Origin of the sequence: Streptomyces sp. NPDC086077 (genome assembly GCF_040686175.1) — a bacterium.
Lineage (GTDB): Bacteria > Actinomycetota > Actinomycetes > Streptomycetales > Streptomycetaceae > Streptomyces.
Window position 1 is genome coordinate 1 of the sequence record NZ_JBFBJT010000147.1, and the last position, 17,503, is coordinate 17,503.

15 protein-coding genes and 2 pseudogenes are annotated in these 17,503 nt (G+C 72.9%); 11 read left to right on the top strand and 6 right to left on the bottom strand.

Annotation, left to right across the window (positions count from 1 at the left end; all coding sequences use genetic code 11):
* A pseudogene (locus AB0O67_RS30405) lies at positions 1 to 521 on the top strand (hypothetical protein); the annotation flags it as partial.
* Here AB0O67_RS30405 and AB0O67_RS30410 read toward each other — a convergent pair.
* Positions 491 to 1,333, bottom strand: coding sequence for an SURF1 family protein (locus AB0O67_RS30410; protein ID WP_365456911.1), 843 nt, complete (start codon positions 1,331 to 1,333; stop codon positions 491 to 493). The pseudogene AB0O67_RS30405 and the gene AB0O67_RS30410 sit on opposite strands and share 31 nt — an antisense overlap.
* Positions 1,334 to 1,445: 112 nt before the next feature.
* Between AB0O67_RS30410 and AB0O67_RS30415 the strand changes: the two genes are divergently transcribed.
* Entirely contained in the window at positions 1,446 to 3,275 is a 1,830-nt protein-coding gene (locus AB0O67_RS30415; protein WP_365456914.1) for a prolyl oligopeptidase family serine peptidase, read from the top strand.
* Positions 3,276 to 3,408: 133 nt separating this feature from the next.
* Here AB0O67_RS30415 and AB0O67_RS30420 read toward each other — a convergent pair whose 3' ends face one another.
* Positions 3,409 to 5,334, bottom strand: a complete 1,926-nt coding sequence (locus AB0O67_RS30420) for an NAD-binding protein (protein ID WP_365456947.1) — start codon at positions 5,332 to 5,334, stop codon at positions 3,409 to 3,411.
* A 276-nt stretch (positions 5,335 to 5,610) separates the two neighbouring features.
* On the opposite strand from AB0O67_RS30420, the gene AB0O67_RS30425 reads away from it, so the two are divergent.
* The 6 genes from AB0O67_RS30425 to AB0O67_RS30450 all read left to right on the top strand — a co-directional run bounded on the left by AB0O67_RS30425 (position 5,611) and on the right by AB0O67_RS30450 (position 9,452).
* Positions 5,611 to 6,540 carry a permease gene (locus AB0O67_RS30425; RefSeq protein ID WP_365456950.1) on the top strand — a complete coding sequence of 310 codons (930 nt, stop codon included), beginning with the start codon at positions 5,611 to 5,613 and terminating at the stop codon, positions 6,538 to 6,540.
* Positions 6,537 to 7,238, top strand: a complete 702-nt coding sequence (locus tag AB0O67_RS30430; RefSeq protein ID WP_365456917.1) for a TIGR03943 family protein — start codon at positions 6,537 to 6,539, stop codon at positions 7,236 to 7,238. The genes AB0O67_RS30425 and AB0O67_RS30430 overlap by 4 nt, the downstream gene beginning before the upstream one ends.
* Before the next feature lie 138 nt (positions 7,239 to 7,376).
* On the top strand, positions 7,377 to 7,793 hold the full coding sequence (locus AB0O67_RS30435; protein ID WP_365456920.1) for a hypothetical protein: 417 nt from the start codon (positions 7,377 to 7,379) through the stop codon (positions 7,791 to 7,793).
* Positions 7,794 to 7,895: 102 nt separating this feature from the next.
* The gene (locus tag AB0O67_RS30440) at positions 7,896 to 8,084 is read left to right on the top strand and encodes a ferredoxin (RefSeq protein WP_365456923.1); all 189 of its coding nucleotides are present in this window, start codon (positions 7,896 to 7,898) and stop codon (positions 8,082 to 8,084) included.
* Between the two features lie 18 nt (positions 8,085 to 8,102).
* The gene (locus tag AB0O67_RS30445) at positions 8,103 to 9,035 is read left to right on the top strand and encodes an FkbM family methyltransferase (protein WP_365456926.1); all 933 of its coding nucleotides are present in this window, start codon (positions 8,103 to 8,105) and stop codon (positions 9,033 to 9,035) included.
* Positions 9,036 to 9,095: 60 nt separating this feature from the next.
* Positions 9,096 to 9,452 carry a VOC family protein gene (locus tag AB0O67_RS30450; RefSeq protein WP_365456929.1) on the top strand — a complete coding sequence of 119 codons (357 nt, stop codon included), beginning with the start codon at positions 9,096 to 9,098 and terminating at the stop codon, positions 9,450 to 9,452.
* Between the two features lie 148 nt (positions 9,453 to 9,600).
* Here the strand turns inward: AB0O67_RS30450 and AB0O67_RS30455 are convergent, their stop codons facing one another.
* From AB0O67_RS30455 to AB0O67_RS30465, 3 genes and pseudogenes are all read right to left on the bottom strand, one after another.
* Positions 9,601 to 10,365, bottom strand: coding sequence for a glycosyltransferase (locus AB0O67_RS30455; protein WP_365456953.1), 765 nt, complete (start codon positions 10,363 to 10,365; stop codon positions 9,601 to 9,603).
* An 8-nt stretch (positions 10,366 to 10,373) separates the two neighbouring features.
* Positions 10,374 to 10,855, bottom strand: a pseudogene (locus AB0O67_RS30460) (GntR family transcriptional regulator).
* Positions 10,856 to 11,156: 301 nt separating this feature from the next.
* A complete protein-coding gene (locus AB0O67_RS30465) occupies positions 11,157 to 15,134 on the bottom strand; it encodes a hypothetical protein (RefSeq protein ID WP_365456932.1) in 3,978 nt (1,325 codons plus the stop codon).
* Positions 15,135 to 15,612: 478 nt separating this feature from the next.
* On the opposite strand from AB0O67_RS30465, the gene AB0O67_RS30470 reads away from it, so the two are divergent.
* On the top strand, positions 15,613 to 15,774 hold the full coding sequence (locus AB0O67_RS30470) for a hypothetical protein (RefSeq protein WP_365456935.1): 162 nt from the start codon (positions 15,613 to 15,615) through the stop codon (positions 15,772 to 15,774).
* A 27-nt stretch (positions 15,775 to 15,801) separates the two neighbouring features.
* Here the strand turns inward: AB0O67_RS30470 and AB0O67_RS30475 are convergent, their stop codons facing one another.
* Positions 15,802 to 16,353 carry a hypothetical protein gene (locus AB0O67_RS30475; protein WP_365456938.1) on the bottom strand — a complete coding sequence of 184 codons (552 nt, stop codon included), beginning with the start codon at positions 16,351 to 16,353 and terminating at the stop codon, positions 15,802 to 15,804.
* A gap of 181 nt (positions 16,354 to 16,534) precedes the next feature.
* Between AB0O67_RS30475 and AB0O67_RS30480 the strand changes: the two genes are divergently transcribed.
* Both AB0O67_RS30480 and AB0O67_RS30485 read left to right on the top strand, forming a co-directional pair.
* Complete coding sequence (locus AB0O67_RS30480; RefSeq protein WP_365456941.1) at positions 16,535 to 16,948, top strand: hypothetical protein; 414 nt, start codon at positions 16,535 to 16,537, stop codon at positions 16,946 to 16,948.
* Position 16,949: 1 nt separating this feature from the next.
* Entirely contained in the window at positions 16,950 to 17,255 is a 306-nt protein-coding gene (locus AB0O67_RS30485; protein ID WP_365456944.1) for a transcriptional regulator, read from the top strand.
* Positions 17,256 to 17,503: the final 248 nt, after the last annotated feature.

The window sequence follows — 17,503 nt, forward strand, 5'->3', positions numbered from 1 at the left end:
CTACTGGCTCGGCGCCATCGGCGACGTTCCGGATCACCAACGTCTCCACCGCCGGGTGTACGGTCGGCGGCGCCGGCGCGGTGACCCCGCTCGCGCAGGGCGCGGCGGACGCCACCAAGATCAGCGTCGCCGCGCACACGGCGGGCGACGCGGCGGCCGGCCTGCCCGACCCGGCGCTTGAGGTCCCGCAGCTGGTGCTGGAGCCGGGCTCGGCCTACGAGGTGCGGTTCGCCTGGGTGCCCTCGGAGACCTGCCCGACCGACCCCGGCGGTGACAACGGCGGCGAGACCGGCGGCCCCTCGCCCGACCCGACGCCCACGGACAACCCCGGGACGACGTCGGGCAGTTCCACGGGCGGCGACACGGGCACGTCGGCGCAGCTGATGACCGAGGTCGGCACCAAGGACGGCAGCGTCGTCGTCTCCTACACGGCGGAGGCCGGGTCCCCGACGGTCTCGGCGACGGTGCCCAACGCCTGTGCGGGGACGGTCTACCGGACGGGCGTGCTGTCGGTCTCGTAGGCGTCCGAGGAGGCCGCTTGCGCGGAGTTGGGCAGAGCGCCCGGGGGGGTGTCCGCGGCCAGGAGCCCCATCTCGGCGTCGCGGACGAACTCCACCTCACGGCGGAACAACCGGAACCACATGAACACCACGAACCCGGCGAAGACGAACCACTCGCCGGTGTACCCCAGGTTCTGGAAGGCCTTGAGGTCGAGCCCCGTGTCCGGGGCCGCGCTCACCGGCACGGCCCTCATCCCGGAGTCGCCCTTGTCGAGCGTGACCCACGCGTCGTAGAGGTCGTACGGCACGAGGTTCACCAGCGAGGCCGCGCTGATCGCCCCGGTCTGTCCGGCCGGCAGCCCGGCCCGCGCGCTGACGCCGTTCTCTCCGGGGTTCTCCGAGGCCTGGAGCGCGCCGTTGACGGTCACTTCGCCACGCGGCGGTGCGGGTACCTCGGCCGAGCCGGGCTCACCGGGCAGCCAGCCCCGCACCACGGGCAGGGCCTTGCCGCCGTCGGTGCGCAGCAGGGTCAGCACGTAGTAGCCCCGCTCGCCGTCCAGCTCCCGGTCCGGCACGAGCAGCTGCGCCCCGTACCGGCCTTCGACGGTCGTCGGGTCGCCGGAGGTCTCCTTGTCGACGGGCAGCAGCTCGTCCAGCGGCCGGGCGGCCTGCTTCCCGTCCGAGGCGGCCTGCTCCTCGGCGCTGCGATGATCCTCGATACGTGCCTCGAACCGGCTCAGCTGCCAGGACCCCATGAAGACGCAGAAGGGGATGGCGAGCAGCACGAAGAGGTTGATCCCCCACCATCGGGGCGTCAGCAGAAACCGGTACACGCCCCTAAAGGTACGGGGGGCACGGGGCCGCGTGCGGCGCGGGGTCCCGAAGTTATCCACAGGCTGGGGACCTCGGGAGCGGGATGCGGGCCAGGGCGGGCAGTATGGGGTCATGACTGAGAGCAACGGGTCCCCCTCGCCCGAGCGGCGCGAGGCCATGCCGAACTGGGAGAAGCGCTTCCGGGCGCCGCGGGTGTCACTGCCCGACTGGGCGGAGGACGCCCCCGACCACTCCCTGTTCGTGTCCAACGCGACGGGGACGTACGAGCTGTACGCCTGGGATCGCGCGACGGGTGAGCAGCGCCAGGTGACGAACCGGCCGAACGGCACGACGGACGGCCTGCTCTCCCCGGACGGCGCGTGGATCTGGTGGTTCGACGACAAGGACGGCGACGAGTTCGGCGTGTGGCGCCGCCAGCCCTTCACGGGCGGGGAGGACGAGCTGGCCGTCCCGGGCGTCGACCCGTCCTACCCCGCGGGCCTCGCGCTCGGCCGGGACGGGCGGACGGCGGTGGTGGGACGGTCCACCGACGAGGACGGTACGACCATCCATCTCGCGCGCGTGGGCGAGGCGCCGGTGGAGATCTACCGGCACCGTGAGTCGGCGGGTGTGGGCGACCTCTCCCGCGACGGATCGCTGATCGCCGTCGAGCACACCGAGCACGGCGACGCCATGCACTCCGCGCTGCGCGTGCTGCGCCCCGACGGCACGCCGGTCGCCGAGCTCGACGACACCAAGGGGGGCACGGTCGAGCTGGGCCTGGAGGTGCTGGGCTTCGCGCCGGTCGACGGGGACACCCGGCTGCTCATCGGGCACCAGCGGCGCGGTCGCTGGGAACCGCTGGTGTGGGACGTCGCCACGGGCGAGGAGACGGACCTGGCGCTGGACCTGCCGGGCGACGTGAGCGCCGAGTGGTATCCGGACGGCTCGGGCCTGCTGATCGGGCACAGCCACGAGGCGCGCGGCGAGCTCTTCCGCTACGACCTGGGCACGCGCGAGCTGGTGAAGGTCCCCACCCCGACCGGCACGGTCTCGGGGGCGACGGCCCGGCCGGACGGCAGCGTGGAGTACCTGTGGTCGTCGGCGGCACAGCCGTCGTCCGTGCGCTCCACGGCGGGCGGCGTGGTGCTCGACCCGCCGGGCATGAAGTCGCCTGGCTCGGTGCCGGTGGAGGACGTGTGGGTGGAGGGGCCCGGGGGCCGGATCCACGCACTTGTGCAGAAGCCGGCGGGGGCCAGTGGTCCGCTGCCGACCGTCTTCGACATCCACGGCGGCCCGACCTGGCACGACAGTGACTCGTTCGCGGCGGGCCCGGCGGCCTGGGTCGACCACGGGTACGCGGTCATCCGGGTCAACTACCGCGGTTCGACGGGCTACGGGCGGGCCTGGACGGACGCCCTGAAGCACCGGGTCGGCCTGATCGAGCTGGAGGACATCGCGGCGGTCCGGGAGTGGGCGATCAGCTCGGGGCTGGCGGATCCGGAGCGGCTGATCCTGACCGGCGGCTCCTGGGGCGGCTACCTCACGCTCCTCGGCCTCGGCGTCCAGCCCGACGCGTGGACGATGGGCATCGCCGCGGTCCCGGTGGCGGACTACGTCACCGCGTACCACGACGAGATGGAGGCCCTGAAGGCCATGGACCGCACGCTGCTAGGCGGCACCCCGGAGGAGGTCCCGGAGCGCTTCGAGGCGTCCTCGCCGCTGACCTACGTCGACCAGGTCAAGGCACCGGTCTACATCTCCGCCGGCGTCAACGACCCGCGCTGCCCCATCCGTCAGATCGAGAACTACGTCAAGCGCCTCCAGGCACGCGACGCGGTCCACGAGGTCTACCGCTACGACGCGGGGCACGGCTCCCTGGTCGTCGACGAGCGCATCAAGCAGGTACGGCTGGAACTGGACTTCGCGGAGCGCCACCTCAAGGCGTCCACGGGGAACTGACGGCACCCCCCACGCTTCGCCTCCCGGGCCCGGCGCCCCCGGCGTCCGCCCGGCGGGCCCGGGAGTCGAGCGGCCCGGGAGTCGAGCGGCCCGAAGGCCCCGCACGTCCGGGCCCGCCGGCTCCCGGCCGCGCTCACGCCCCCGTCCGCTCCCGGCGTCTGCGGCCGAGGAGTTCCGCGAGGCCGCGGCGGGTGGCTGCCAGGACCACGCGGTCCTCGGCGCGCAGCACGTAGGTGGGCGGCAGATCCCACAGGAGGTCCGGGGCCGTCTGCCGGCCGGTGGGCGCCGGGCTCGCCGCGAGGTCGGGGCGGCGCTCTCCCGGGGCCGCCGTGTCCAGGGCCAGCACCCGCCAGGAACCGGCACGGAAGGCGTCGGCCACCGTCTTGCCCTCCAGCTGCCGGATGCCCCGCACGGGCACGGCCGCGAACAGCAGCACCCGCCGCTCCACGGGGATCGCCCCCAGCACCTGCCGCCCCATCATCGCCCCGGCGAACGACGGCGCCGCGAGATGCGTGACGCTGCGGCTGCGGGTGAGCGCCCGGGGGTGCGCGGCGCGCAGCGTGCGGTAGACGGCGGCGGCGAAGTCGTCGTCGAAGAGGCGGAGCACGACCCGCAGGTCGGGCCGGACGGACCGGGCGTAGAGGACGGCCTCCAGGTTGGTCGTGTCGACGCTGGTGAGCGCGAGCAGCGTGTGGGCGCGATGGACCTTCGCGGCCTCCAGGACGCCCTCCTGCGTGACGTCCCCGAGCACCACCGGCACCCGCAGCCGCCGGGCCGTCGCCATGCCCCGCGCGTCGGGGTCTGCCTCGACGCAGACCACCGGGATGTGCAGTTCCCGCAGCCGGGTCAGCACCCGCGTGCCGATCTTGCCGAGGCCGAGCAGGACGACATGCCCGCTGAGCCCACGCGGCGGCCTGCGCAGCGTGGACGCGCTGCGGAAGGTGCCGAGGGCCTCCAGCACGGCGGCCAGCAGCACCGGAAGCAGCAGTAACCCGACCACGGCGGAGAGGAGTTGGAGGATCTGCCGCCCGAGGGAGGCGTTGGTGGCGGGATCGTCGATGCCGAGGATGTCGAGCAGCGTGAGATAGGTGGCGTGCAGCGGATGGTCGTCGGTGACCACGGTCAGCGCGATCGCCAGCGCCACCACGGCGGCCACCAGACCGGCCAGCGACCAGCGCAGCCGCCGGGAGAACAGGGAGGAGATCGGCGGTACGACACCGACCGCGCGCCCGGCGGACCGGGGCGAGCCGGTGTACGACACCTGTTCCAGCACGACCGTGCCGCGCCCGGTGGCCGCCGCCACCTCCTCCTCGTCCGGCAGCAGCCGGGGACCGCGCTCGCCGCTGCTCTCCGACCCGTCGGCGCCCGCCGGGTCGCTGCTCGTCGCCGACAGCAGCGCCAGCGTGCACAGCCCCGGATCGGCTACCTGCCCGGGCGCCGGTGGTGTGCGCTCCACCGCGCGCAGCAGCAGCCCGTCGGTCTGTACGACCTTGCTGGTGCCGACGATGGCGGTGGCGGCCAGCGCGGGCGCGGCGGTGTCGGCGTCGGACAGCACGGTGGTGGAGGCGTCGAAGCCGGTGCCGTCCGTCCCGTCCGGGTCGCCGGTCGCCAACGCGGCCGCCTGGTCGAGGAGTTCCTCGATGTGCTGGCCCAGCCGCCGGTTGTACAGGCGCAGGACGATCCGCAGCCGGGGGTTGAGACGGCGTGCGGTGAGCGCGGCGCGGATGTTCGTCTCGTCGTCGTCGTACACGAGCGCCAGCGCGGTCGCCCGCTCCACGCCGGCTTCGGCCAGCACGGCCTCGGACGGCTCGGCGGCCTCCACCAGCCGCACGCCGCCGGTGCTGTCGCCGTTCATCAGGGCGCCGTTGCCCGCGGCCCGGCCGGCCGCGTTCACCATCCGGTCGAGCAGCGCCGCCGACGCGGCCCGGGCCCGCCCCACCACCGGCTGCGGCACGGGGCGATCGGAGGGCGGCGCGACGAGGGTCACCTGCTCCTCGTACACACCCCTGAGTTCGGCCGCGAGACGGTGCGCGAGCCCGTCGTCGCCGCACACCACCATGTGCGCGGGCGCGTCGCCCGGCCGGCCTTGATTCGGAACGCTCGCCACGAGGGGAGAGACTGCCTCAACGAGACCGATGGTTCCAGCAAAGGATTGAACACCCGTTCCGAATCAGCCGTATCGAAGGGGAGCCACCCCGCGCAACGGAGGACCCCACCCGTGGCCGTCACCGTCCCTGAGCCACCATCCCCGTCTCCGTCGCGGTCGGCGTCCCCGCCGTCCCCGGCGCCGCCCGCCGCCCCCGGCAGGGACGACGGCTGGCACCTCAGCTCCCCCCTGGTCCTCACCGTCACCCTGCTCCTCCTGCTGCTCGCCCAGGCCCCGATCCGCCGCGCGCTGTCCGCGCCGGTGATGCAGAGCTGGACGACGGTGTTCGTCGCGGTGGTCGTGCAGGCGCTGCCGTTCCTGGTGCTCGGGGTGCTGCTGTCGGCGGCTGTCGCCGTGTTCGTACCGGCGTCCGTCTTCGCCCGCGCGCTGCCGGCCCGGACCGCCGCGGCGGTACCGGTGGCGGGACTGGCCGGAGCGGTCGTCCCCGGCTGCGAGTGCGCGTCGGTGCCGGTGGCGGGGGCGCTGATCCGCCGGGGAGTCGCCCCGGCGGCCGCCCTGGCGTTCCTGCTGGCCGCGCCCGCGATCAACCCGATCGTGCTGACCGCGACGGCGGTGGCCTTCCCCGGCAGACCCGAGATGGTGCTGGCCCGGTTCGTCGCGAGCCTGGCCGTGGCGTGCGCGATGGGGTGGCTGTGGCAGCGGCTCGGCCGGGCCGAGTGGCTGCGCCCGCCGGCGCGTCCGTCGTACGAGGGGCAGGGAAGGGGGGCGGCGTTCTGGGGGTCGGTGCGGCACGACGTGATGCACGCGGGCGGGTTCCTGGTGATCGGTGCGATGGCGGCCGCGACGCTGAAGGCGGTCGTGCCCGAGGGGTGGCTGCGGGCGGCGGCGGGCAACCCGGTGGTGGCGGTGCTGGCCCTGGCCGTGCTCGCCGTGCTGCTGTCGATCTGCTCGGAGGCGGACGCGTTCGTGGCGGCGTCGCTGACGCAGTTCTCGCCGACGGCGCGGCTGGCGTTCCTGGTGGTCGGGCCGATGGTGGATCTGAAGCTGTTCGCCATGCAGGCGGGCACGTTCGGCCGCGGCTTCGCCCTCCGCTTCGCACCGGCGACCTTCGCCGTCGCCGTCGGGGTGTCGGCGCTGACCGGGGCGGTGCTGCTGTGAACCGGCACACGCAGGCGGCCGTGCTGTTCCTGCTCGGCGTGTCACTGCTGCACGCCGGGGCCACGGATCTGTCGCTGCGCTACGTCAAGGCGGGGCTACGGCCGTTGCTGCTGGTGGCGGGGGCGGTACTGGTCGCGGCGGCGGTGGCGACGGTCTGGTACGAGCGCCGGCGACCGGTCACCGTTGCCCACCATGAACCGCGCGTCGCCTGGCTGCTGCTCCTGCCGGTCCTCGCGCTGATCCTCATCGCCCCGCCCGCCCTCGGCTCGTACAGCGCGATGCGCACCGGCACGGCGTTGCAACGGCCCCCCGCCTACGCCCCGCTGCCCTCCGGCGACCCCGTCCGCCTCGGTGTCGTCGACTACGCCGGCCGGGCGGCGTACGACGAGGGCCGCACCCTGCGCGACCGCAGGGTCCGGATCACGGGGTTCGTGGCGCTGGACCGGGCCGGCACCCCGTACCTGGTCCGCATGGCTCTCAACTGCTGTGCCGCCGACGCCCAGCCGGTGAAGATCGGGCTGGCCGGGCGGGTTCCGCCGGTGCTGCAACCGGACACCTGGCTGGAGGTCACCGGCACCTACACCCCGAAGCGGACCCGCGACCCGGTGGGCGGCGGCCCCATCCCGTTCATCGAGGTCACGGCCGCCGAGCCGGTACGGACGCCCGCAGACCCGTACGACGAGAGCTGGAACAACTGAGAGGACCAACCGCCGCCGGCAGCCTAGTAAACTGACGGATCGTCAGTTATGGTCCTGCCTGCCGTTCCGAAGGGGTGATGTCCAGTGCCGTCACGTCCCCAGAGTCCGCAGCCGACGGGCGCTCCACGCTGGGTCGCGATGTTCTACGAGCCCTCCTCCGCGTCCTGGCGGGTCGGTGCTGAGTCGCCGTACCGGGTCCCCGTGCAGTACGCCATGGGGGAGATGACCCAGACTTTGCGGGCCCGCGGCCAGGATCCGGTCGTGGCCCTGTGGGGCCCGAAGGACGGTGCCTGGCAGCGGATCGACGCGTCCGCCGCCACGGAGGCCGTCCCCGCCCCCGCGCCCGAGCCGCCTCCCGCGACCCCCGCTCAGTCCTCCAAGCTCACCGAGCGCCTGACCGACCGCCGCCACCAGGTGCTCCTCGCCGGGCTGAACCGCGCCGGGCTGTACGACCTCGCCCCGGACGACGAGGCGGCCGTGCGGGCGGTCGTGGACCAGCTCGACGAGACGACCGTCCGCCGGGTCGCCCGCTGGCTCGCTCTCGCCGCCGACTAGGCGCCGCCGGTTCGGTGGGGGGCCCGACGGGCAGGGAAAGGGACGTAGGTGTCGGTTCCGATCCGCCCGTCGGCCCCCGGGCCCAAGGCGTCTGGAGTGGGAATGAAGCTCTCCGTCGACCCCGAGCGCTGTTACGGCTCCGGCGACTGCGCGTACCGGGTTCCGTCCGTCTTCACGGTGGTGGACGGCTGCGGCGCGGTCGTCCCGGGGCGTGAGGACAGCGGAGGCGAGCCCGAGGTCCGCGAGGCTGTCGAGGGCTGCCCGTCCCAGGCCATCACGGTCACCGAATAGGGCCGGGTTCCGCGCCGGATGAGCCGTCCCCGCACCGCGGCCACGGAAGCCCTGATCACCCTCGGCAGCCGGTACGTACGGCACGCTCCCGGCACCCTCGGCAAGGCGGCCCTCGCCGCGCGCGTGCTGAACCCGCATCTGCGGGACCACCCGCGCCGACGTGTCGTCGAGACGCGCTCGGGCGCCCGTTTCGCAGTCGACACCGAGGACCTGATCCAGCGGTACCTCTACCTCTTCGGTGCCTGGGAACCCCATCTGACCGGCTGGCTGCGCAGCCGCCTCGGACCCGGTGACGGTTTCGTCGACGTCGGCGCGAACATAGGAGTCTTCAGCGTCCTGGCCGCGCGACTCGTCGGGGCCACGGGCCGGGTCGTGGCCGTCGAGGCGTCCCCCGCGTGTCATCGGCGCCTGGAGCGGCACGTTCGGCTCAACGGCTGCCGCACGGTCCGGGCCGTCAACGCCGCCGCGTCCGACCGCCGCGGAAAGCTGACCTTCACCCTCGCCAGCTCGCGCAACACCGGCGCGAACAGCATCGTCCCGTACGACGGTCCCGCCGAGGCAGTCTTCGAGGTCGACGCCGCTCCGCTTCCCGACCTGCTCGCCCCGGGGGAGCTGGAACGCGCCCGGGTGATCAAGATAGACGTCGAGGGGGCGGAGGGAGCCGTCGTGCGGGGCCTCGCGCCCCTGCTGCGCAGGCTGCGGCCCGATGCCGAGATCACGATCGAGGTGACGCCGGCGCGGATGGCCGCGCTCGGGGACTCCGTCGAGGAGTTGCTGGAGACCATGGCCGGCGCCGGCTTCCACGTCTACCGGCTGGTCAACGACTACGACCCCGCGAGCTACCCGCCCGCGCTCGGCGGACCCCGCCGGGTGCCCCTGCGGTGGCGGGCCCCGGTCAGCGGGGAGAGCGACCTGGTCTTTTCGCGCACGGACGCCGAGGCGCTGCCCTGACATCCGCCGACATCCGACGGGCACTCAGTAAGGTGCGAAACGGATGAAAGGGGACCTATCGTGGCCATCAGGACCGTCTACGCCGTCATTCCCGTCGCCGACTTCGAAGCGGCCCGCGCCTGGTACGAGCGCCTTTGGGGGCGCCCGGCCGACCGCGACCCCATGAGTGGCCTGGCGGAATGGGAGGTCATCGACGGCGGCGCGATCCAACTGCTCCTCGAACCCGATCGCGCGGGCTCCGCCATGCTGACGCTGGCCGTCGAAGACGTCGCCGACGAGGTCCGGCTCGCAGCGGAACGGGGCCTGGACCTGGGGACCGTCCAGGAGACCTCCGGCGGCCGCTATCGCATCGCCGCGGTCAACGACCCGGCGGGAAACGTCGTCACCATCGCCCAGGAGATCGGCCGACCCTCATGACGGGTTCCTAAGGCCCAGCACATGGCCCGGCCGTCGCGCCCAGCGTTTTCGCTCAGCGCATCCTCCGGGCGTCGTGACCCGCCCTGTTCGGCCCCGCCCCGGCGAAGTCCCGTTTTGCGAAGCCTCGTCCGGTACGCGGCCCCCGCCCCTACGACACCCCGTTCACCGGGTACCCCCAGCCGAACTCCGCCAGTGCCAGCGCACGGGCCTCCGCCACCGCCATGCGTGCCGCCCGCTCGTCCGGGTCGACGTGCGGGGCCTGGCCCGTCACCTGGCCCTCCCACTTGCGGTAGAGGAGCCCCACCTCCGCCGAGAACCACCCCCGGCTCACGGCGTTCAGCGCCAGCAGCAGCCCCGTGTCCTCGGACGCGGGCAGCGCCATCCAGCCGCCGAGGGCCACCAGCAGGTCCCGGCGTACGAAGAGGGACGCCGGGTGGACCTGGGCGCGGAAGTCGTTCGCCTTCCAGAAGCCGAGCACTTCGCCCCGCTCGATCGGCCCGTCCGGCGGATCGCCCGGGAAGCCGGCCGTCGAGCCGTCCGGCCACAGGTCCAGCACCCGTGACGCCACCCATCCGATCGCCGGGTCGGCCTCCAGCGCCGCCAGATCGCGGGCCAGCACACCCGGCGCCAGCTGGTCGTCGGCGTCCAGGACCTTCACGTACTCGCCCTCGGCCCGCGCCAGCGCGATCGTGCGCGCCACCCCCGGCCCGCCGCGCCGACCTTGACGGAACGTCACCCGCTCGTCCTCGGGCACATAAGGAAGAACGTCCTCCGACCCGCCGTCCTCCTGGATCACCCACCGCCACTCCCAGCCCTGCGGCAGCCGCTGCTCGCACAGCGACTTGTAGGCGTCGGGCAGGAAGCGGGCCGACGGCGGGTGCACGGCGGTGACGACGACCACGTGCCGGGTCACGGAGGAGCTCACCACCTTTCCAGGATCGTGGTGAAGAGCAGTTCGGTCCGGTCGCCCGGCAGCGTGACGTCGGTAATGTCCACCACCCGGCCTTCGATGTCGTACGACGTCTTGTGCAGCAGGATCACCGAGGTCCCCGGCGGCAGATCCAGCTCGGCGGCCTCCTCCGGGGTCGGCGGACGGGCCGTGAAGCGTTCCTCGACGCCCGCTGGCGCAACGGCTGGCGGGCGCGGTCCTTCTCCCACTGGTGGCGTCTGTTGTCGCGGACCGCGAGCGTGCGGGGTCGGCGGACGAAGTTGCCGAGGCCGTGCCGCTTGTCGATGAGGCCTTCCTCGCTCAGCAGCCGCAGCGCGCTCTGGATCGTCGGCACACTGCGCCGGTACTGCTCGGCGAGCGCCGTCTCGGCCGGCAGCCGGTCGCCGGGCCTGCGTTCGCCCTCGCGGATGGACCGGCGGATGTCGTCCGCGATCACTTCGTACGCCTTCGGCATATGCGTCAGCGTACGGCTCCTCAAGAGGTCTTGCTGACCTGGATCGGCCGTACGGCTTGGGTGTAAGGGGAAATGGGGAGCGGCATTGCCGGAATTCGGGTCGTCGTACCCGCAATGCGCTCGGGCCGCGGCGCCGTATCGAAGAATGCCGTGCAATTTCACGCGGCGGCGCCGGGACACGAAAACGCCCGATCGCTGGCGACGGGGGATGCACCAGCGATCGGGCTGTGGCCAAGACTAACAAGGCGGATGGCGCCGCGTGACCCGACTGACGAGGCGCGTCGAGGCGCTGTGATGCGGATCACTCCCGACAGGGTGGTTCGTAGGACAACCGTGGCAGGTATTCGTGCCATTTCTCGGGTGTCAGCACACCTCGTGTGGTCGAACAGATGTGCTTCACGGCGTCGTCCACGTTCAGGTCCCACAGCCGTACGGTCCCGGCGCCGCTCGACACCCCCAGCAGACGGCTGTTGGGGCTGAAGGAGAGGAAGTTGCCGGTCTTGGCGTTGGGGCTGAGCGACTGCCCGATGGGCGTGGCGGTGGACGGGCGGCCGACGTCCCAGAGGCGGACCGTGTCGTCGTTGCCGCCGCTGGCCAGTGTGCGCCCGTCCCGGCGGAACGTCAGGGACACCACCGCCTCGGTGTGCCCGCTGAGGGGGGACCCGAGCTGCTGGGCCTCCAACGGGTCGCCGACGCCCCAGAGCCCCACCGTGTTGTCGTCGCTGCCGCTGGCCAGCGTCCGGCCGTCGGGGCTGTAGGTGAGCGTGTTGACGGGGCCGAGGTGGCCCCGCAGCGCGGCGCCGGGCTGGGTGACGGGGCGCGGGCCGGAGACGTCCCACAGGCGGATGGTGGTGTCGGCGCTGCCGCTGGCGAGGGTGCGGCCGTCGGGGCTGAAGGTGAGGGCGTTGACGTAGCCGGTGTGGCCGGTCAGCGGATCGCCCAGGCGGCGGGGTTCGGACGGGTCGGCGATGTTCCAGAGCTGGATGGTGCGGTCGTCGTAGGCGGTGGCGAGGGTGCGCCCGTCGGGGCTGTACGCCAGCGCCTCCGGGCCGGCGTACCGGGTCCGCAGCCGCAGGGGCGGGCCGTAGGCGACGGGCCTGGCCGGGTCGGTGACGTTCCACAGCTGCACCGTGCGGCTGCCGGTCAGCACCGCGAGGGTGCGCCCGTCGGGGGCGAACACCACGGTGCGGACGTCGCCTTCGACGGGCAGGAACGGCTTGCCCAGCAGCACCGGCCGCCGGGGCGTCCGGACGTCCCACAGCCGGATCCGCTGGTCGCGCGCCGCCGTGGCGAGCATCCGCCCGTCCGGGCGGAACACCCCGATCCGCCCGAGCATGTCCGAGGTCGGTATCGACCACAGACGGACCTTGTTGTCGCCGGTGCCGGTGGCGAGGGTGCGGCCGTCGGGGCTGAAGCCGAGGGCGTACATCTCGCCGCTGCTGCCCGCGAGCGGCTCGCCGACCTGGGACGGGAAGGCCGGATTGCTGACGTCCCACAGGCTCGCCGTGCTGTCCGCGCTGGCGACGGCGAGCAGTGAGCTGTCCGGGGTGAACGCCACCGACCACACGGGCCCGGTGTGCCCGGTGAGCGGTGCACCGAGCGGCGCCGCGTCCCCTGTGTCGGTCACGTCCCACAGCTGGACGGTGTCGTCGGCGCTGCCGCTGGCGAGGCTGCGGCCGTCGGGGCTGAAGGCGACGGAGTGGACGAGGGCCCGGTGGCCGGTCAGCGGGTCGCCGAGCCGCTCGGGACGACGCCGGTCGGTCATGTCCCACAGCCGCACCGTGGCGTCGTCGCCGCCCGAGGCCAGGGTCCGCCCGTCGGGGCTGAAGGCGACCGAGCGTACGGCGGCGGTGTGGCCGGTGAGGGCGCCGAGCGGGCTCGGCCGGCCCAGGTCGGCCACGTTCCACAGCCGTACGACGCGGTCCTCGGTCGCGGCGGCGAGAGTACGGCCGTCAGCGCTGAACACGAGCAGGTAGACCGTGCCGTCGTGGCCGGTGAGCGGCGCGCCGAGCGGGCGCGGGCGACGGGGGTCGCGGATGTCCCACAGCCGGATCGTGCCGTCGTCCGAGGCGCTGGCGAGCGTGCGGCCGTCCGGGCTGAAGACGGCGGTGCTCACCCAGCTCGTGTGGGCGTCCAGGGGCTTGCCCAGGGGCTTGGGGCGCTGCGGGTCCGCCACGTCCCACAGGCGGACCGTGCGGTCGTAGCTCGCGGTGGCCAGCAGCTTGCCGTCGGGGCTGAACGTCGTGAGGTAGACGGCGCCGGTGTGGCCGAGCAGCGGGGTGGCCAGCGGCGCGTTGACGATCGAGACGAGCCGGTTCGTGGTGCCCTCGTCGTCGGGGCGCAGCCGGTGGGCGACCAGGTCGAGTTGGGCGGACAGCGAAGGGTCCGTGTACTGCACGCGGTCGGCCTCGGCGAGCACCTGCTCGAACACCGCGTCGTCCCGCTGCTGCCACGCCACCACCGCCGACCCGACCGCCAGCACCGCGAGCGCGACCAGCGCCGCCACCGCGCCCCGGCTCATCCACACGGTGCGCCGGCGCAGCCGGGCGGAGGCGGCCAGGAAGTCGACCGCGCTGCGGGTCAGGAAGGTGTCACCGGCCGACTGTGCCCAGGTGCGGGCGTGCTCCAGCCGTGAGCCCCGGTACAGCAGGGAGGTGTCGCGGTGGGTCGTCTCCCAGGCCCGGCTGTCCTCCTCCAGCCGCTGGCGCAGCAGGTTGCCGCCCCGGTCCTCGTCGATCCAGTCGCGCAGCCGCGGCCAGGCGTGCAGCAGCGCCTCGTGGGTGATCTCCACGGTCTCCGCGTCCAGCGTCACCAGCCGGGCGCGGACCAGTTCCTCGAGGGACTCCTCCGTCTTGCCGGGGTCCGTCGACTCCTCCGCGAGCTGCCGCCGCGTGCCCCGCCGACGGGTCGCCTGGGTGTCCTCGCCGAGCCGGACCAGCCGCAGGAGCAGCAGCCGCGCGGCCGTACGCGCGGCCGGGTCCAGCCTGGACCAGGCCCGCTCGGCGGTCGCCGCCACCGCCCCCTGGATGCCGCCCGCCGCGCGGTACCCGGCCAGCGTCAGGCGGCCCCCCTTGCGCCGCTGCCAGGTGGCGAGCAGGGCGTGCGACAGCAGGGGCAGCGCGCCCGCGTCGTGTGCCCCGCGCGGCCCGTCGAAACTGACCTCACGGACGATCAGTTCCGCCAGCCCCGGCTCCAGTTCCAGCCCCACGGCCTTGGCGGGGCCGGTCACCGCCTCGCGCAGCTCGGCGGTGGTGAGGGGCCCGAGCACCATGTGCCGGTGCTGAAGCGCGTCGGCCAGTTCGGGGTAGGACAGGCACTGCTCGTAGAAGTCGGCGCGGACGCCGAGCACGACGAGGACGGGCGCCGGTTCCCCGGGTCCCGCGGGGGAGGCCACGTCGTGCAGGATCTGGATGAACGTACGCCGGTCGCCCTCGTCGGAGCAGAGGGTGAAGGTCTCCTCGAACTGGTCGACGATGACGACCGGCCGGGTCCCGCCCGGCGCCCACGCGGCGAGGGCCGCCCGTACGGCGTCCGCGAACCCTGGAGTGCCGGGCTCCTGCGCCATGGTGACCGGCGCGAGTTCGGGTATGCGGCAGGTCAGCTCCCCCACCGGGTCGGCTCCCGGTACCAGTTGCACCACCTCCCGGCCCACACCGCTGCGAAGAGCGGGCACCAGACCGGCGTTCAGCAGCGAGGACTTCCCGGCCCCGGAGGCGCCGACGAGCATCACCAGACCGCCCGTGCGCTCCGCGGCGCGCAGTTGGGCGGCAAGGGCGGCCGTGCTCCGCTCCCGCCCGAAGAACCACCGCGCGTCCTCCTGACGGTAGGAGGCCAGTCCGCGGTACGGGCACACCCCGCCCGGCACGCCCGGCGCCCCGTCCGCGGTCGCCCCGTCGTCCCCCTCCGGGTCCCCAGCCCCGCCTGCCGGACGCTCGGCGATCGGATCGGCCACCGCGCGCTCCCACATGCGCTGCCACTGGCCCATGTCGTACAGTCCGGCGGAGACTGGCACGGGCCGCTCCCGCCGGGCGTGCGGAATCAGCACCTGCAACACGGCCGCGAGCGCGGCGAAGTGAGCCGGTACGTTCTTCGCGCGGCGCCAGTCGCTGATCCGCTGCGCGGAGACCCGTACGGGGCGGCCCCGTTCGTCCACCCGCCTCAGCCGGGCGACGGCCTCGGACACGCTCTTCAGGGGAGGGTTCCCGGCCTCCTTGTACAGCAACGCGAGACGTTCCGCGAAGGCTGTGCGTGCCCCTGAGTCCGAGCCCAAGGTCTCCACCCCTTCCTTCCGCCTCACCTGGCCATCCGGACCGGAAAACTCACTTTATACGGCTGACCTGCGCAGAAGCCGTTGTCCGGGCGCCGGAACCTCCTCGTCGCGGGCCCCGAATGGCAGGATCACGACCAGGCAGGTCACCACCCGCACGCCGCCCAGGCAGGTCATCAGCTCAGTGCTCGAAGAGGCACCTCAAGTCGCCGTCTGTTCTGGGACAACTTTCGCGAAGTCACCGGACGGCGGCGACGGTTCCGACAGGTGAGCCTGAGTTCCACCGCGCGCGTCGTTCGGCACCGGTCTCCACGTGGGGAGGGACCGGTGCCGAACGACGTTGCTCAACGCTGCTCCAGGTCGCGTCCGCACTCAAGATCATGTCCGGTTCCTACCCAAGCCGCCCGGGGGAACTCCCTCGGGGCGGCTCGCGTTGGCGTGACGACGCTCCTCATCCACCCGGCGGCAACCCCTTGACGCGACCAGCTTCGTGATCACCACGGCAGGTGTGTACGTGATCGTCGGCGTCCTGCGCGCCGGCACCCGCCTGGCCCCCCCCGTCATCGCGTCGACGGCGACGATCCCGGCGACGTTCGTGGTGGGCCGCCTGATCACGCTCCCGAGGAGACCGGCGGCGGCGCGCGGAACATGACGGCCCGAGCCGTTGACGCAGGGTCGGTCAACGGGTGTACCGCTGCCCCAGCAGCCGCGCCTGCTCCACCTTCAGTCGCGTGAACTCCGACCGCGCGTACTCGGCGATCTCCTCACCGGGGAACGGCACCACCGAAAGATGCTGGTCGTAGTTTCCCTGCGCCCACCGGGCGGCCGTGATCTCGTAGCCCGACACATGCGCGCACAGTTGCAGCAGCAGCGGCGGCATCGCGGGTTCGCTCAGGAGATCGGCGTGCTTGACGACGAGGTCGCGCATGGAGCGGATGTTCGGCAGGAAAACGGTGGTGACCCACAGCCGCCACTCGGCGAGCTCCTCCTCGCTGGGCGGCGTCTCATGGACGAAGGGCGACCTGCCGTCAGGACGGGCGTTGCGCTGCATGAACGCGGCGAAGGTACGACCGCTGGCCTCCGTGAGCGCGAACAGGGGCCCGTAGAAGTCACTGAGCTGCCGATTCACCCGAGCGAGCCGCTCCTGCCGCTGCGCCAGCCGCAGGCCGTTGAGATAGGTGACGGCGTACCCGACGAAGGCCAGCCCGACCGTGACGACCACTGCGATCATGGGGGCTGATGCTAGGTCAGGGGGTTGGTGTCGGGTAGGCCCGCGGTGACTGTGCGGCCTCCATGGCCGTCTGGAACACCCTGGGCGGAGATGCAGGTTGCTTGATGCGTCTCTAGTTGCACATTTGGAAACCACTCGCATAAGCTGCGGGCGCACCGACCGACGACCACGAAGGGTGACCATGGGGGAGAACGCGAACTCTGCCGAGCAACTGCGTGCGATAGACGAGGCCCCGGTACTCACGCGCGCCGCCACCACCGGCGAGCGCGCCCTGGGCGCCCTGTCGGCCCTGGCTCTATTCGGTGTGCTCGCCGCGGCGGCCGTCGTCCAGACTCCCGTCGCGCTGGGCTGCGTCGTCCTGCTCCTCGCACTGGGTCTCGTACTGCGCTGGCGCTGGTTCCATCTGCAGGCGCCCGGCCGAAGGCCGCACACCAAGGCGGAGGAGTGGATCTCCTTCCTCGGCCCGGTCTCCCTGGCCATTCCCGCGCTCGGCGTGCTGTGGAACAACCCCGTCGAGTTGCCGGGCGCCCTGGTCGCGGCCGCGGTGCCGACCGCTGTGCTCGCCGGATACCTGGCGCTGCGCTGGAGGCGCTGACATGCCCCCGCAGCCGCGCACCCGACTGACCACGGTGATGCATTCCCCGACGCGTCTCGCCATTCTCGGCGTCCTCCGACACGTTCAGCAGATCAACTTCGCCGACCTGCAGGACTCCCTGGAACTCTCCACCTCCGAACTCTCCCGCCAATTGGGCATTCTGGAGAAGGAGAACCTCGTCGAGATCGCGAAGTTCCGTGAACGGCGTCACGCCGTGACGCGTGTCCGTCTCTCTCCTGCCGGGCGGGAACAGTTCCAGGATTACCTGGAGGAACTGCGAAAGGTCGTCCAGGCGGACCTGGAGTAGCCACAGAATGCGACATCATGGTGTGAGGGTGGGGCGAGCCGGAAACGGCCCGCCCCACCCTTGTCATTCAGTCGCGCGGCCTGTCAAAGCCGTTACGCCCAAGGAGTGGCGCACCAGATGGCGCTGGCGGCGAGTGAGGCGGCGAGCCCCACGACCCCGCCCTTCACGGCGATCTTGACGCCGCGCTTGGCCGCTTCCTTGGTGATCAGCCGAGCGGCGTCGGACCACTTCTTGTCCGACAGCTTGTT